Origin of the sequence: Mucilaginibacter boryungensis (assembly GCF_015221995.1) — a bacterium.
Lineage (GTDB): Bacteria > Bacteroidota > Bacteroidia > Sphingobacteriales > Sphingobacteriaceae > Mucilaginibacter > Mucilaginibacter boryungensis.
Genome location: NZ_JADFFM010000002.1, coordinates 1,680,368 through 1,695,388, shown reverse-complemented (window position 1 = coordinate 1,695,388; position 15,021 = coordinate 1,680,368). Strand labels below are relative to the sequence as shown.

Sequence of the window (15,021 nt, the reverse complement as noted above, 5' to 3'; positions counted from 1 at the left end):
ATGTCATTGCGAGGAACGAAGCAATCGCACACCCAAAAAGCGGTTATGCATAGTTCGCGATTGTTTCGTTCCTCGCAATGACAGGTGGAGTATTGTTAGCTATTTAACCAATTCTGCATCATTTCTTTCCCATATTCCGTCAATACCGATTCGGGGTGGAACTGTACCCCACGGACATCATATTGTTTATGACGCAGCGCCATAATGGAATTATCTTTTTCATCAATGGCGGTAATTTCCAGGCTATCGGGGAAACCCTCGCGCGATACAACCCACGAGTGGTAACGGCCTACGTTTATAGAATCCGGCAACCCGTTAAATAATTTTTCTGAACCATCGGTTACTTTTATAGGCGTAGCAATCCCATGCATAGGCCGGCTTAAATTATATAGCTGACCGCCAAAAACCTCGGCAATGGCCTGCTGACCTAAGCACACCCCAAATATACTTTTTGTAGGCGCGTATGTTTTGATCACATCCAGCAATAGTCCCGCTTCCGATGGGATACCCGGACCCGGCGAGAGAATGATCTTATCAAAAGCGGCAACATCCTCCATTTTGAATTGGTCGTTACGCCATACCTCGCATTCCAGGCCAATCTCATTAACCAAATGCACCAGGTTGTAGGTGAAAGAATCGTAATTATCTATTATTAAAATTTTATTATTCATTTTGCACGTCCATCCGCTATAAAAAAGGCGAAAATTATTTATTATTATTTAAAATTATCTTTAATTATTCGATTACAGTTCCGTTGCCATCTCTAACGCCTTGCGCAATGCGGCAATCTTATTATCCACTTCTTTCAGTTCACTCTCCGCTACCGAATCGGCTACAATGCCGGCACCGGCCTGGTAGTGTAGGGTATTGTTCTTACTCAAAAATGAACGGATCATAATAGCGTGATTAAAATCGCCGTTAAAGCCTAGATAGCCTATAGCGCCGCTATAAAAGTTGCGTTTGATATTCTCATTTTCGTCAATTATCTCCATAGCCCTGTATTTTGGCGCACCGCTTAGTGTGCCGGCAGGGTAGGTATCGGCCACTACTTTAAATGATGATACGCCAGGGCGCAAAGTCCCACTTACGTGCGATACCAAATGTATCAGGTGTGAATAATACTGCACTTCTTTAAAGGCCTTCACTTCCACGTTGGTACAATGGCGGCTAAGGTCGTTACGGGCCAGATCAACCAGCATTACGTGTTCGGCCGATTCTTTGGGGTCGGCTTCCAGGGCGCGGGCTATTTCGGCGTCTTTCTCGTCGTCGCCGCTGCGTTTAAAGGTACCGGCTATAGGGAATATGCTGGCTACACGGTTCTTCACGGTGATCTGTGCTTCGGGTGATGAACCAAAGATCCTGAAATCGCCGTAATCAAAATAGAACAGGTAAGGCGATGGGTTGATAGACCGCAGCGCACGGTAAACGTTAAATTCATCGCCGCTGAATTGTTGCGAAAACGCCCTTGAGGGGACGATCTGGAACACATCGCCGCGATAAATATGCTGCTTCATTTTCTCTACTATGGCCATAAAGCCCTCGTTCGTGAGGTTACTCTGTTCGCTTCCAGCCGTTTGAAAATGATATTCAGGGAAATTTTTGTTACGGATTAGGTATGATATTTTCTCCAGGCCTTTACCGTCCCCTGTTTCACCTACCTGATTCTCAAAAATATAGAGTTCATTCTTGAAATGGTCTATCGCTATGATATATTTATAAATATGGTACTGCATTTCGGGGATGCGGCGCGAAGTATCATCCGATTTTTTTAAACGGATAGTTTCAAAATGCTCAACCGCCTCGTGCGTGAAATAACCGAATAAGCCGTTCGATATGATCTTCAGCTTGGTATCCGTGGTTTCAAACGCCGCCAGGAATTCGTCTATCTTAGGTAACAACTCAAACTGGCCTGCCTTATAATCTTCCTGTGTACCATCCGGGTATTTAATGTTCAATTCGTTGGCGGTAAGTGTTAAGCCGCCAATGGGTTCGCAGCATACATAGCTCATGCTGTTTTCGCGACTATGGTAATCCGAACTTTCCAGCAGCAGCGAATTTGGGAATACATCGCGCAGGCGCAGGTAAATGCTTACCGGCGTGGTGGTATCAGCTAATAGCTTCGTGTGTGTGGTATTAATTTTTATTTTTTTCATTAGTATATGTAAATGGCCTAAAACGAAAAAACCCGGTGTTGGTGCACCGGGTTCATAATAGGTTTATAATCGCTTAGTTATTCAGATCACAAATTTACCGGCTGCCAAAATTACTTTGGTGCCACCAGCTAAATTTATGGTTGATTTGGATCATTGGATAGCAAAAATATAAATAAAATTTAATCTGCAAACTTTTTCTCAAAAAAACATTTAATTGGTCATACCCAGCAACGGTCTGTGGCTTTGTATTATAGCTACAACTATTACCAAAGTAGCTAAAATATAAAATATGGCAATGGCCCGGTGCTTGGCTTCAGGCGCAACAGCTTTCTTTGAGCGGCTATGCCCAATAGTGATCAACACAATGGCAATGATCATCATACTAATATGTTCAACCGTCCAGTAACGCAGTTCATTATTCTTCATGGTGCTGCTGGCAAATTGTACCAGCGGACTTAAAAAATAAAGTATCAACCCAATAAGTAATTGTGTATGCGCCGATATCATGGCAAACAAATTCATCTTGCGGTTACCATTGGTATAAGGCTTTTTGCCCAGCCAGCCTGCTAATGATTGTATAATGGCTATCAGCACCAGTATAAAAACGATGTAACGAAAGCCCGAGTGGAAATTTTTAAAGAAAGTGTACATAATGGATTATTTTATTTCAAATATATAGATGCGTTATGATATAATGAATATCCTGTGATGATTATTCTGCACAACCTTTGACGCTTATAAATTTATGCTTGTATGCCCAATTTATTTGATTAGTGCCCGCCAATCTTGTTTTTAGCGTCTAAATTCAACCGGAATGATGTAACAAATGTATGATATTAAGAGCGATTGCACCCCCCGAAGGTAATTTTCAATATTTTAGTAAAAAAACCCTTAAACAAAATGAAGAAACTATTACTTTTTTGTTTTGCCTTGTTACTTATGCATTTATGCCGCGCCCAGGATACCTACCCGGTAAATGGCGCGTGGGATATCCGCCCCGGGCAATACGCATTTACCAACGCTACTATAGTAGTTAGCGCTGATCAAACCATAACCAACGGGACATTACTGGTTAAAGACAGAGTTATTGAAGCCGTGGGCACAGGCGTTGCCGTACCAAAAGGCTATATAACGATTGATTTGAAAGGCAAATTTATCTATCCTTCGCTGGTTGACGCTTTTACCAGTTACGGAACACCCGAAATCGCGCGTGCCCAGTTTGGTGCGGGTGGCTTTACAGGCATCCGTACTTCGGTAATGTCAACAACCAAGCCGGGCGCTTTTGGCTGGAACGAAGCCATTAAGCCTGAAATGAATGTAAAGAGTATTTTCCATGTTAATTCAACCGCTGCGGCCGATCTGAAAAAATATGGCTTTGGCGCCGTACAATCTATCATCCGCGATGGTATTGCCCGTGGTACCGCATCGGCGGTAAGTCTTGGCGATGAGCGTGATAACTTTGTGATGTTGAATGATGTTTCATCAGCTAACTATTCTTTCAGTAAAGGCACAGCCGCTACTAATTATCCTTCATCATTAATGGGTAGCGTGGCTTTATTGCGCCAATCATACTTAGATGCACAGTGGTATAAAAACACGAAAGAGGAATATAACATATCGTTAGACGAATTTAACAAAACCCAAAACTTACCGCAGATATTTGAAGTTGGCGACCCTGCCAGCATATTGCGTGCTGCCAAAATTGGTAAGGAGTTTGGCAAGCAATACATTTACAAAACCGATGGTAAAGAGTATCAGCGTATAGATGCCATGAAAGCGCTGAACAGTACGTTCATTATCCCGCTTAGCTTCCCTGCACCGTATGATGTAGAAGACCCTATTGATGCCCGCAGCGTAAGCTTTGAGCAATTGAAAGATTGGGAACTGGCGCCAACCAACCCGGCAGCTTTAGAGAAAGCCGGTATTAAGTTCGCTATTACGTCAACTGGTGTAGCCAGTCCACGCGATTTCTGGACAAACCTGCGCAAGGCTATGGACTTCGGTTTGACTGAAAAACAAGCTTTAAACGCGCTGACCACTGTCCCTGCCGAAATGCTGGGCATCAGTGATAAAGTAGGCACGCTTACTAAAGGTAAAATGGCCAACTTCCTCATCACTTCAGCAAACTTATTTAAGGCTGACAATGTGATCTACGAAAACTGGGTGGAAGGCCGCCAGTTTGTGGTAAGCAAAATGGACGTATCTGATATTAAAGGTAAATTCACCATCACCGGTGATGGCCTTGCCAATACTACCTTAACGGTAAATGGAACAGCTGGTGCTTACACCGCAACTATCGATCGCGCTGGTGCCGATAGCACCCGTGCTACAGGTACATTTACCCGTGCCGGCGATATTGTAAGTTTATATTTCGATTTCCAGAACAAACCCAAAGGCGCTATCCGCTTATCGGGTTATATCGCCTCAACTTCACCTTTAACCTTCAAAGGCGAATCAATTATGCCTGATGGCACCATGGGCAAATGGACAGCCACATACAGTGGCCCTGCCCCTGCAGGCGGCTTTGGCGGTCGTGGTGGCTTTGGTGGTAACCGTGGTGGTGCCCCTGGAGGCGCCACTGGTGCTGATGCGGCTAAAACAAACACAACTGTTGGCCCGGTAATTTATCCGTTTGTGGCCTATGGTAACGCAGCATTACCAAAAGCCGAAACTACCTTATTTAAAAACGGCACCGTTTGGACCAACGAAAAAGAGGGCATCCTTAAAAATACCGACGTACTGATTGAGAACGGCAAAATTAAAGCTATTGGTAAAAACCTTGCTGCGCCTGCAGGCGCTAAAGTGGTTGATGCTACTAACAAACATATCTCTGCCGGTATTGTAGATGAGCACTCGCACATTGCAGCTACAGGCGGTATTAACGAGGGTTCACAAGCTGTAACTGCCGAAGTGCGTATCCAGGATGTTTTAGATGCTGAGGATATTAACCTTTACCGCCAACTGGCCGGTGGTGTTACAACCTCACACATCCTGCATGGTTCGGCTAACCCAATTGGCGGTCAAACCCAGTTGATCAAACACCGCTGGGGTGTATTGCCTGATGAAATGAAATTTGAAGGCAGCGATGGCTTCATCAAATTTGCATTGGGCGAGAACGTTAAAGGCAGTAACAACAACGGTATTAACACCAATCCGCGTTTCCCGCAAACACGTATGGGTGTAGAAGAAGTTTATATCGACGAATTTACCCGCGCCAAAGAATACCTGGCTGCACGTGCTGTTAAAGGCAATAATGTGCGCCGCGATCTGGAGCTGGATGCCATTGGCGAGATACTGAATAACAAACGCTTCATCACGTGCCACTCTTACGTACAATCAGAAATTAACATGCTGATGCATGTGTCTGATTCCATGGGCTTCCACATCAATACCTTCACCCACATTTTAGAAGGTTATAAAGTGGCTGATAAGATGAAAGCGCATAACATTGCCGGTTCAACCTTTAGCGACTGGTGGGCTTACAAAAATGAGGTGGCCGAAGCTATCCCATACAATGGTAAACTGATGCACGAAGTTGGTTTGGTTACAGGCTTTAACTCAGATGATGAGGAGATGGCCCGCCGCCTGAACCAGGAAGCTGGTAAAGCCGTAACCTATGGCAAAATGAGCGAGGAAGAAGCCCTGAAACTGGTTACCCTGAACCCTGCTAAAATGCTGCACGTTGATAATAAAATTGGCAGTATTAAAGTTGGCAAAGATGCCGACGTGGTAGTGTGGTCGGCTGACCCGCTTTCAATTTATGCGGTGTGCGAGAAAACCTATGTGGATGGTATACCTTACTGGGATATTGAAAAAGATGCCGAGAACCAAAAAGCGATAAAAGCCGAAAGCGGCCGCATCATCCAAAAAATGATAGAAGCTAAAAGTGGTGGCGCTGCTGTACAAAGGGGCGCAGGTAATGCTGGTCGCAGGCCACGTTACGAATGCGAAACTTTGGAAGAAGGTAATTTTGTAGTAGCAGATGATACTTATGTACAAGATGCGAAGGAACGTGCTGAACAACACGCGGCACAAAGGGCACAGAACAAATAATCCTTAATTGAAAACGAACATGAAAAGAACCATATTAAGTTTAGGAGGATTATTGCTTGGCACAGTCCTCACATACGCGCAGGCTAACATATCGCCTGCAAAACCACAAGGCAAAGCTATCGTTATTACCGGCGCTACCATTCATATTGGTAACGGGAAGGTGATCAATAACGGCTATATCGCTTTTGATAAAGGTAAAATTACGGCCATTGGCGAAGGCAGCGCACCCGCAATCAATGGTGCCGATGTTATTGATGCTAAAGGCAAACAGGTATACCCCGGCTTTATTTGCCCGGTAACCACCTTAGGTTTGGTGGAAATTGAAGAAGGCGCGCGTGGTACAGTGGATGAAGCTGAAACCGGCGACCTTAATCCGCACGTACGGTCGTTAATTGCTTACAACACGGATTCAAAAGTTATCCCGACTGTACGCTCGAACGGGGTATTACTGGCACAACCAACGCCTACCAGCGGGTTAATTTCCGGCGAATCATCGGTAGTGCAACTGGATGCCTGGAACTGGGAAGATGCAGCATATAAAAAGGACATTGCAATTCACTTAACCTGGCCAAGTGCGGGCGGCGGCGGTCGCCGTGGCGGCGGTTTCCGCCGGGGCGCTATCCCAACAACCGGCCCGCAGGAAACCCCGCAAGAGCGTGCCCAAAAAGCGCTGGATGCCATTACTAACCTATTTGCCCAGGCTAAAGCCTATTCAGAAATTGCCAAACCCGAGGTTACCAACTTAAGGTTTGCAGCTATGAAAGGTTTATTTGATGGTAGCAAAAAACTGTTTGTAAATGCCGATGGCGCTAAAGAAATAGTTCAGGCTATCAACTTTGCAAAGTCGTTCGGCATATCGCTGGTTATTGTAGGCGGTAAGCAATCGTACCTGGTAGCTGACGCTTTGCGCGAAAACAACGTACCGGTAATTATCCGCGAAACACAAACCGTACCTGAAAGGGACGAGGATGATGTGTACCTGCCTTATAAATTACCACACCTGTTACAGGATGCCGGTGTATTATATGGTTTAACTGGCATCGCTTTCTGGCGCCAGCGCAACCTGCCTTTCGAGGCTGGCCAGGCAGTTGGCTACGGTTTAAGCAAAGAGCAGGCCTTGTCGATGATCACCATGAACAACGCCAAAATTTTAGGGATTGATAAAACTACCGGGACACTTGAAACAGGCAAGGATGCCAACCTGTTCATTTCAGGCGGCGACGCTTTAGATATGATCACCATTGATGTTCAAAAAGCCTTTATACAAGGCCGTGACATTAATTTGGACAATCTGCACAAACAACTTTACCGAAAATTTGCCGGTAAATATGGTTTGGAGCCGAAGTTGTAAGAATTATCTAATAACCTTATTAAAGGCCGCGATATATATCGCGGCCTTTTTTTATTATTTTAGTACCAAACCCATCACAATGCAAAAGTTTAAACTATTAACAATTTGCCTCGTTATATCAGTTATTACTAGCTGTGGCATCAATTACAAATATTTAAAGCATCGCGAAACGCCCTATTTTACTAAGGCAACCATTCAATTTACTAAAACGATAGGATCTTTAGTACGGAAAAAATTTAAAAACGGCGGGCATAATATTGCACCTTATATCGTTAGCGGGGTAATGCCTGCTGATGAATATATTGATACATCTTCCCTTTATCGGGATAAATTAGTGAGCTATAGTGCCCGCATTGAGACCGAGGATACGGACATTATACGAGTGATCTGGAGTTACGATCCCAAACAATATGAAAGCGCCCCGCCCGAGCCAATACTATTCCCCTATCCACATGAAATAAGCTATACGAACAGGCATTATCTCATGAAGTTTGTCCCGGTTGACGATTTCAAACGGATGCGACTGGAACACGTGTGGGATAACACTGACAACGTTCCGGGTATAAAATTCAAAGATGTTCTGTATCTTTCCCGCACCTACAGTCCGGCTAAAGGCGATTTCACAAGTCAGGTTTATCCCCAGCTGTTTTACAATGAATTTTCAAGCCTTGGAGAAATCTTCGAATTTGTTATGATCGATGGCAAAAGAGTGAAATGCTACCTGATTACTTCCGATATGTACGATGGCAATTCACCGCATTACATTCGGTGGAAAATAAAAATTTAGCCCATTCGTTACACATCCGTAAAGTTAAGGTCTTAGCAAAGTCATATTACATGTTGCAACATTTTATTTTGGCCTGATATTAGCACTTTTGGTCAAAACAATTAATGTATGCGTATTGAAATAATTTCCGGCAGCCCGCGCCATAACAGCGTAACTAAGCGGTTGGCCCTATATTTACAACAATTTTTTACAGATAAAACCGAACACAGTATTGGGTTGATTGACATGCGCGAACATGAGCTGCCTATGATACAAAGCGTTTTCTCAAACCCGGAACAAGCACCCGAACAGCACCGCGAACTGGCCGCCCGTATGTTCGCCGCCGACGCGTTTATACTGGTTACCCCTGAATATAATGGCAGTTATTCACCGGCGTTAAAAAACCTGATCGATCATTTTCCAAAACAGGTACATAAAACATTCGGGCTGGTTACCGCATCGGTAGGGGCGCTTGGTGGCATGCGCGCCGCACAGCAATTATTATTATTAATGGGCGGCATATTTGGCATTGCTTCACCTTACATGCTGGTTACGCCATTTGTAGACAAGAAATTTGATGCTGATGGTAATTTGTTAGACGAATCATTCCAGGCCAGCGTAGATACTTTTGTCCACGAGTTTTTATGGCTGGCGGAAAGGGTTTCAAAATAGCATAACGAGAGGCGTCAGGGGTATGTCCTTTTTACGATTCGTAAATTTAAAGGACAACCCTATTAAAGTTTTTGCTAACTCATTTGTAGTGCATCCCCTCTCTCATTTGTAGTGCATCCCCTCTCAAGAGGGGAATTAGCATTTCCTATTTAAAGCGTACCATCAAATTGGGCGTCATTGCAGGCATCTTGATTTTGTAGCGATAGCTGCCGTTAAACTCGTCCTCTTCTTTCAAAAATTCGTGGCCTTTTTTGCTGATCCAAAACGTTTCTGAATATGTTGATCCGTTTGGCGATTTCCCCTCCTCATACAGTTTCCAGCAATCAACTTTGGTATTATCCAGCAGGGTGATCACTTCGCTGCCGGTTACTTTGTACAATACATATTTTGGCGGCGATAGCGCTGCATCGTAAAAATTTATAGCAAAGGTTTTCCCAGGCGCCAGGGGCAGCATCTCAAAAGTTTCTATATCCAGGTTCCAGTTAAAGTTAGGTTCGGTAAAATCGAGTTTAAAAGTTTTGTGTACGTTCCCGGCTATGGTATCAGCACCTGCAATTTTGTTAAGGTACCAGTTATACGCCCGGGTTTTCGCCCCGTTAGATTCGGCATGATAGACAGGCGAAAAATCAGACGCTTTATTAACCGAGTACACCGTGCGGTAACTGGCGCTATCGGCCCCTAACCAGTGCTGGCTGATATTAAAAACTGCTTCTCCATCGCGCATGTCTTTTTTGATATCGCGCAGCCATAGCCAAAACCTCAAAGTATGGGTTTGTTTAGGCTGCTGAAAATAAACCAGGTATTGTTTCAAGCCCGGGTTTAGGTACGCGGTGTTCAACTGGTGCCCTTTTTTTAAATTAATGGTATCGATTTTCTGGGCATTGGCTGTTAATGTCCCGATTAATAATACGATGGCTAACATGCCACGATAAACATAATTGCGCATAGTAATAGTTTTGAGGCTGTTAGATTACGTGACAATGGTTTTTGTTACACAGGTAACCGATTACGAAGCATAAAGGTGAGATTGGCCTGTCAATCAGGTAAGGCCCGAACAAGAAATGATATAAAATGAACTTAATCTTAAACAAATCAAACCAAAATTATATTTTTGTAGAAAATAGATCGCATACACAATACATATAGCATATGAAAGGCTTTATTTCAAACACATTCTTCGGATATTTTAATTACCTGCTGGCTGTTACCATGATGGCATCGCCCTGGTTATTCCATTTTGTTGACGCCCGCGGCGCTGCATTATTTTTCCCTTTTATGTTTGGTTTGCACCAATTGATCATGGCTATCTTCAGCCGTGCAAAAGGTGGAATGGTAGGTGTGTTCCCGGTGCAAATGCATTGCTTCCTGGATACATTTTCGGGCTTTGTATTAATGTGCACTCCGTGGATGTATGGCTTTGCCCCTAAAGTATGGTTGCCACATGTAGCATTTGGCGCTATTATTTTCATATTAGGCGTATGGACAAAAAACTCGCCACTAATTAATCAACCGCATGAAATGGTGCCTGAACGCGGCATTCAATCAACCGATGCGCACGAAGGACGGATGATGGTGTAATTAGCAGAATTTACTTACGATATAAAGAGGCCCCGATTTTTGGGGCCTCTCTCGTTTTAAGTTATCGGTATATAAAAATCAACCCTGCTTAAATTTTCAGGATGCTGGGTAAAGTCATTATGATATATCTCAAAAACATCCTTATCCGATTTTTTATAGCCATTCTTGCTCAGCCATACAAATAGCTCGCCCCAAACCGGGCCAAAATCTTCGGGTTTAATTTCATAATGGCCTACTACATATTTCCCTTTATTAATAGTTATTAGCCCAACCGCTCCATCCACGGTGATAGGGTCTTTTAAAATCAGGCAAGCGCTCATCCTGATTTTTTCCGGCGCTGTTATTTTAAAACTATCATGATAAATGGTTAATGGTTGAATATTGCCATCCCTTAATAAGCCCTTTTCGGCTGCCCAGGCAAACAACTTTTTATAAGTAATATCCAGGTTATCATGACCAATGTGGGAAATATAAGCTAGTTTCAATTCAGGCATTTCTTTTACTTCAATATTTGCATTCATAGTTTGCAGTTTTTGCTCATCAACACTGCAAATGTATGGTTCAAACAAGCCGGGGCTTTGTCCATTCTTGCTATTCGCTTGACTTATCTTGCTAAATCGGCCAGGGCACGTGACTCGAAATAACGTGGGGCTAATCCTATAAAACTTTTTAAATGCCCGTGTAAACGATGAATTACTGCTGAAACCATATTTAGTATATAGTTCGGTAATACTTACCTGCTTTTGCCGCATTAATACTGCCGCAGCCTTCTCTATCCGCTTGCGAATGATGTAACTGTTTAGTGGTTCATTCACAACCGATTTAAATACCCGGTGAAAATGGTACGGCGAAAAATTAGCAATGCCGGCAATTAAATCTATTGACAACTCGCTGTCAAGATGTTCATCAATATATTGGATTGCCTTATTTACCCGCTTGATGTGATCGGCTACAACGTCAGTATTTTTAGCTATTGCCATTATCAAATTTATAAAAAAAGCGACCGTATCAATTAAATGATACCGTCGCTCACATTAAACTAAAAATATAAAGAAAGCTAAAAAGCCATCCCGATGGTTGAAAGCGGGATGTCCCTATTAAGAGCAGCCCATACTGCTGCCACAATTTAAACATTTATAACATGTACCCGAACGCACAGTGGTATGCCCGCACACATTACAGGCCGGCGCATCGCTTTGTACACCCATGCTTACATCAAAACTTACCTGTTTTTTGGCGGCAGTATTGTTTACTGCAACCGGTTCATAAACATTGCTTTGGTCGGGATTAAAATCGTCGTCGCTTAGTTGAGGATTACCGGTAATACCATTCTGTTCGGTTAACACATGCACCAGGTCGGTACGGTTCTGGTATTCGTAGCCTAGCATCCTGAAGATGTAATCGATAATAGAAGTTGCGCTTTTGATGTTATCATGCCCCATTACCATCCCCGCGGGCTCAAAGCGCGTAAAAGTAAATTTCTCTACATATTCCTCCAGTGGTACTCCATACTGCAAACCAACCGATACCGCAATGGCAAAGCAGTTCATCAGCGAGCGGAAGGTAGCGCCTTCCTTGTGCATATCTACAAATATTTCACCCAGAGTACCGTCTTCATATTCGCCTGTGCGCACAAATACGGTTTGCCCGTCTATACTGGCTTTTTGGGTAAATCCACGGCGTTTGGCAGGAAGGCTCTTCTTCTGCACTACGCGTGATAGTTCGCGCATAAAGTTAGTATCCTTCGATTTTTCCATAATGGCTATGGCTGCCTCTATCACCTGCTCGGGGGTTAAATCACTTAGCTTTACGTTGGCAGCTTCACCCAAAACTTCCTCTACGGTTTCCAGCTTATCGTCGGCTTCTTCCTTAACATCCGATTTGGTTGATAATGGTTGAGATAACTTACAGCCATCGCGATACAGCGCATTAGCTTTCAGGCCCAAAGCCCACGAAAGCTCGTAGCAATCTTTTATCTCATCTACCTGGGCCTCGTTGGGCAGGTTAATGGTTTTAGATATAGCGCCCGACAGGAATGGCTGTGCTGCAGCCATCATTTTAATGTGTCCATGCGCGTGGATATAACGTTCGCCCTTGGCCCCGCATTTATTGGCACAATCAAATATTTCGTAGTGTTCCTGTTTAAGGTAAGGTGCACCTTCAACGGTCATAGTGCCGCAGATGTATTCATTAGCTTCGGCTATTTGCTGTTTGCTGAAACCTAAAGCACGCAGCAGGTTAAAATCATGCGCATTGTATTGTTCGGTGGTAAAGCCCAGGCGTTTCAGGCAATCTTCGCCAACTGTCCACACATTAAAACCAAAGCTAACTTCAAAAGCCGATACCATAGCCTTATCCAGCTTCTCCAGTTCAGCATCGGTAAACCCTTTGGTTTTTAAACTCTGCAAGTTAATATGCGGCGCATTGTTTAATGTAGCGCTGCCTTTAGCGTAATTAATAATAGTGTCTATCTCATGTTCGGCATAACCCAAATTGCGTAAAGCTGCAGGCACCGCCTGGTTTATTATTTTAAAGTATCCACCACCAGATAATTTCTTAAATTTTACCAAGGCAAAATCAGGCTCAATCCCGGTGGTATCGCAATCCATTACCAGTCCTATAGTTCCCGTTGGGGCAATAACAGTAGTCTGGGCATTGCGATAGCCATATTTTTCGCCCATTTCCAAAGCTTTATCCCAGGCATTGCAAGCGGCGCTTAATAAATAATCGGGGCAATGTTTTTGATCGATGCCGGGAGGGGCTATTTCCAGACCTTCATAGTTTCCGGTAGAGTTATATGCAGCGTAACGATGATTGCGCATTACGCGCAGCATATGCTTTTTATTTTCCTCGTAGCGGCTAAAAGTTCCTAATTCGCGGGCCATCTCGGCCGATGTGGCATAGGCTGTACCCGTCATAATAGCGGTAATAGCGCCGCCAATTGCCCGGGCCTTGTCACTATCATAAGGGATACCGTTTACCATCAGGGCCGAACCTAAGTTAGCATAGCCTAAACCAAGCGTACGGTAATCATATGATAATTGTGCTACCTCTTTAGACGGGAATTGTGCCATCAATACCGAGATCTCTAACACAATGGTCCAAATGCGGCAGGCATGTTCAAAGCCTTTTACATCAAAAGCGCGTGTTTCCTTATCGAAAAAATGTTCGAGATTAATAGATGCCAGGTTACAGGCTGTATTATCCAGGAACATATATTCCGAACATGGGTTCGAGGCATTAATGCGACCGCCCTCTGGGCAGGTATGCCATTCGTTTATGGTGGTATCAAACTGCACCCCCGGATCGGCACAGGCCCAAGCTGCAAAAGCGATATCATCCCATAGTTTTTGTGCCGGGATAGATTTAATGGCCTTACCGCTCATCCTACTGATCAAATCCCACGGTTTACCGCCTTTTAAGGCATTAAAAAATGCATTGGGGATACGCACCGAATTGTTAGAGTTTTGGCCGCTAACGGTTCGGTAGGCCTCTCCTTCGTAATCAGAAGAGTAGCCGGCAGCAATCAATGCGGCAACCTTCTTCTCCTCTTCAACTTTCCAATTTACAAAGCTTTCTATTTCGGGGTGATCAAGATCTAAACAAACCATTTTGGCTGCCCGGCGTGTAGTACCGCCCGATTTGATGGCCCCCGCGGCACGGTCGCCAATTTTCAGGAACGACATCAGGCCTGATGAATAACCGCCGCCCGAAAGCTTTTCGTTATCACCACGTATTTTACTAAAGTTAGTGCCAACACCCGATCCATATTTAAAAATCCGGGCTTCACGAACCCACAAATCCATAATGCCGCCATCATTCACCAGGTCATCATCAACCGAAAGTATAAAACAAGCATGCGGTTGCGGCCGCTCGTAAGCTGAAGTTGATTTGCTTAGTTTCCCCGTAGCGGGATCGACATAATAATGGCCTTGTGGCTTCCCGGTAATGTCATAAGATGTATGCAGACCTGTATTGAACCATTGTGGCGAGTTTGGCGCTGCCAGCTGGCCAACTATGGTATAAACTATCTCATCATAAAAAACCTGGGCATCAGCCGCCGAGGCAAAGTAATTATATTTTTCGCCCCACACTTTCCAGCAATTGGCCATACGATGGGCTACTTGCTTTATGCTTTTCTCAGCACCGGTAGTCCCGTCAGCTTGTGGCACCCCTGCTTTGCGAAAGTATTTTTGAGCTAATATATCTGTAGCCACCTGCGACCAGCTTGAAGGCACTTCTACATCGTTCATTTCAAACACTGCGTCGCCGCTGGGATTGCGGATAATGGATGAGCGTTTGTCATATTTAAACAATTCGTATACAGGTATGCCATCTTTGGTGAAATACCTATCCAGCTTTAAACCTTTACTATTTTCGGCAGCTTGTTTTTTTGTAGATGTTTTGCTCATTTAAGTAGTTGTGTTAAAGTGAATTTGCCGTTAAGA

Annotated in this window: 11 protein-coding genes; 5 read left to right on the top strand and 6 right to left on the bottom strand. The window is 44.0% G+C overall.

What is annotated here, in order from left to right:
- Positions 1 to 95: 95 nt before the first annotated feature.
- From IRJ18_RS20430 to IRJ18_RS20420, 3 genes are all read right to left on the bottom strand, one after another.
- On the bottom strand, positions 96 to 671 hold the full coding sequence (locus IRJ18_RS20430) for an anthranilate synthase component II (protein ID WP_194108133.1): 576 nt from the start codon (positions 669 to 671) through the stop codon (positions 96 to 98).
- A gap of 72 nt (positions 672 to 743) precedes the next feature.
- Positions 744 to 2,153: an anthranilate synthase component I family protein gene (locus IRJ18_RS20425; RefSeq protein WP_194108132.1), complete on the bottom strand. Its 1,410-nt coding sequence runs from the start codon at positions 2,151 to 2,153 to the stop codon at positions 744 to 746.
- Positions 2,154 to 2,363: 210 nt separating this feature from the next.
- Entirely contained in the window at positions 2,364 to 2,804 is a 441-nt protein-coding gene (locus IRJ18_RS20420) for a cytochrome B (RefSeq protein ID WP_194108131.1), read from the bottom strand.
- Between the two features lie 249 nt (positions 2,805 to 3,053).
- On the opposite strand from IRJ18_RS20420, the gene IRJ18_RS20415 reads away from it, so the two are divergent.
- The 4 genes from IRJ18_RS20415 to IRJ18_RS20400 all read left to right on the top strand — a co-directional run bounded on the left by IRJ18_RS20415 (position 3,054) and on the right by IRJ18_RS20400 (position 8,995).
- Positions 3,054 to 6,206, top strand: a complete 3,153-nt coding sequence (locus IRJ18_RS20415; RefSeq protein ID WP_194108130.1) for an amidohydrolase family protein — start codon at positions 3,054 to 3,056, stop codon at positions 6,204 to 6,206.
- A gap of 19 nt (positions 6,207 to 6,225) precedes the next feature.
- Positions 6,226 to 7,557, top strand: coding sequence for an amidohydrolase family protein (locus IRJ18_RS20410; protein WP_194108129.1), 1,332 nt, complete (start codon positions 6,226 to 6,228; stop codon positions 7,555 to 7,557).
- A 79-nt stretch (positions 7,558 to 7,636) separates the two neighbouring features.
- The gene (locus IRJ18_RS20405) at positions 7,637 to 8,344 is read left to right on the top strand and encodes a hypothetical protein (protein WP_194108128.1); all 708 of its coding nucleotides are present in this window, start codon (positions 7,637 to 7,639) and stop codon (positions 8,342 to 8,344) included.
- A 108-nt stretch (positions 8,345 to 8,452) separates the two neighbouring features.
- Positions 8,453 to 8,995 (top strand): NADPH-dependent FMN reductase, encoded by a 543-nt coding sequence (locus IRJ18_RS20400; RefSeq protein WP_194108127.1) that lies wholly within the window; start codon positions 8,453 to 8,455, stop codon positions 8,993 to 8,995.
- 145 nt (positions 8,996 to 9,140) lie between these two features.
- Here the strand turns inward: IRJ18_RS20400 and IRJ18_RS20395 are convergent, their stop codons facing one another.
- Entirely contained in the window at positions 9,141 to 9,941 is an 801-nt protein-coding gene (locus IRJ18_RS20395; protein ID WP_194108126.1) for a DUF3108 domain-containing protein, read from the bottom strand.
- Positions 9,942 to 10,144: 203 nt separating this feature from the next.
- On the opposite strand from IRJ18_RS20395, the gene IRJ18_RS20390 reads away from it, so the two are divergent.
- Positions 10,145 to 10,573: an SPW repeat domain-containing protein gene (locus IRJ18_RS20390; protein WP_194108125.1), complete on the top strand. Its 429-nt coding sequence runs from the start codon at positions 10,145 to 10,147 to the stop codon at positions 10,571 to 10,573.
- Between the two features lie 56 nt (positions 10,574 to 10,629).
- Here the strand turns inward: IRJ18_RS20390 and IRJ18_RS20385 are convergent, their stop codons facing one another.
- Together IRJ18_RS20385 and IRJ18_RS20380 are read right to left on the bottom strand one after the other, a co-directional pair.
- The gene (locus IRJ18_RS20385) at positions 10,630 to 11,553 is read right to left on the bottom strand and encodes an AraC family transcriptional regulator (RefSeq protein ID WP_194108124.1); all 924 of its coding nucleotides are present in this window, start codon (positions 11,551 to 11,553) and stop codon (positions 10,630 to 10,632) included.
- Positions 11,554 to 11,670: 117 nt separating this feature from the next.
- Positions 11,671 to 14,985 carry a vitamin B12-dependent ribonucleotide reductase gene (locus tag IRJ18_RS20380; RefSeq protein WP_194108123.1) on the bottom strand — a complete coding sequence of 1,105 codons (3,315 nt, stop codon included), beginning with the start codon at positions 14,983 to 14,985 and terminating at the stop codon, positions 11,671 to 11,673.
- Positions 14,986 to 15,021 lie beyond the last annotated feature (36 nt).

What these genes read in the sequence shown, in the direction of transcription:
- IRJ18_RS20390 (WP_194108125.1), top strand. Translation starts at nt 10,145, where the DNA reads ATGAAAGGCTTTATTTCAAACACATTCTTCGGATATTTTAATTACCTG.
- IRJ18_RS20380 (WP_194108123.1), bottom strand. Translation starts at nt 14,985, where the DNA reads ATGAGCAAAACATCTACAAAAAAACAAGCTGCCGAAAATAGTAAAGGT.
- IRJ18_RS20430 (WP_194108133.1), bottom strand. Translation starts at nt 671, where the DNA reads ATGAATAATAAAATTTTAATAATAGATAATTACGATTCTTTCACCTAC.
- IRJ18_RS20425 (WP_194108132.1), bottom strand. Translation starts at nt 2,153, where the DNA reads ATGAAAAAAATAAAAATTAATACCACACACACGAAGCTATTAGCTGAT.
- IRJ18_RS20420 (WP_194108131.1), bottom strand. Translation starts at nt 2,804, where the DNA reads ATGTACACTTTCTTTAAAAATTTCCACTCGGGCTTTCGTTACATCGTT.
- IRJ18_RS20405 (WP_194108128.1), top strand. Translation starts at nt 7,637, where the DNA reads ATGCAAAAGTTTAAACTATTAACAATTTGCCTCGTTATATCAGTTATT.
- IRJ18_RS20385 (WP_194108124.1), bottom strand. Translation starts at nt 11,553, where the DNA reads ATGGCAATAGCTAAAAATACTGACGTTGTAGCCGATCACATCAAGCGG.
- IRJ18_RS20410 (WP_194108129.1), top strand. Translation starts at nt 6,226, where the DNA reads ATGAAAAGAACCATATTAAGTTTAGGAGGATTATTGCTTGGCACAGTC.
- IRJ18_RS20395 (WP_194108126.1), bottom strand. Translation starts at nt 9,941, where the DNA reads ATGCGCAATTATGTTTATCGTGGCATGTTAGCCATCGTATTATTAATC.
- IRJ18_RS20400 (WP_194108127.1), top strand. Translation starts at nt 8,453, where the DNA reads ATGCGTATTGAAATAATTTCCGGCAGCCCGCGCCATAACAGCGTAACT.
- IRJ18_RS20415 (WP_194108130.1), top strand. Translation starts at nt 3,054, where the DNA reads ATGAAGAAACTATTACTTTTTTGTTTTGCCTTGTTACTTATGCATTTA.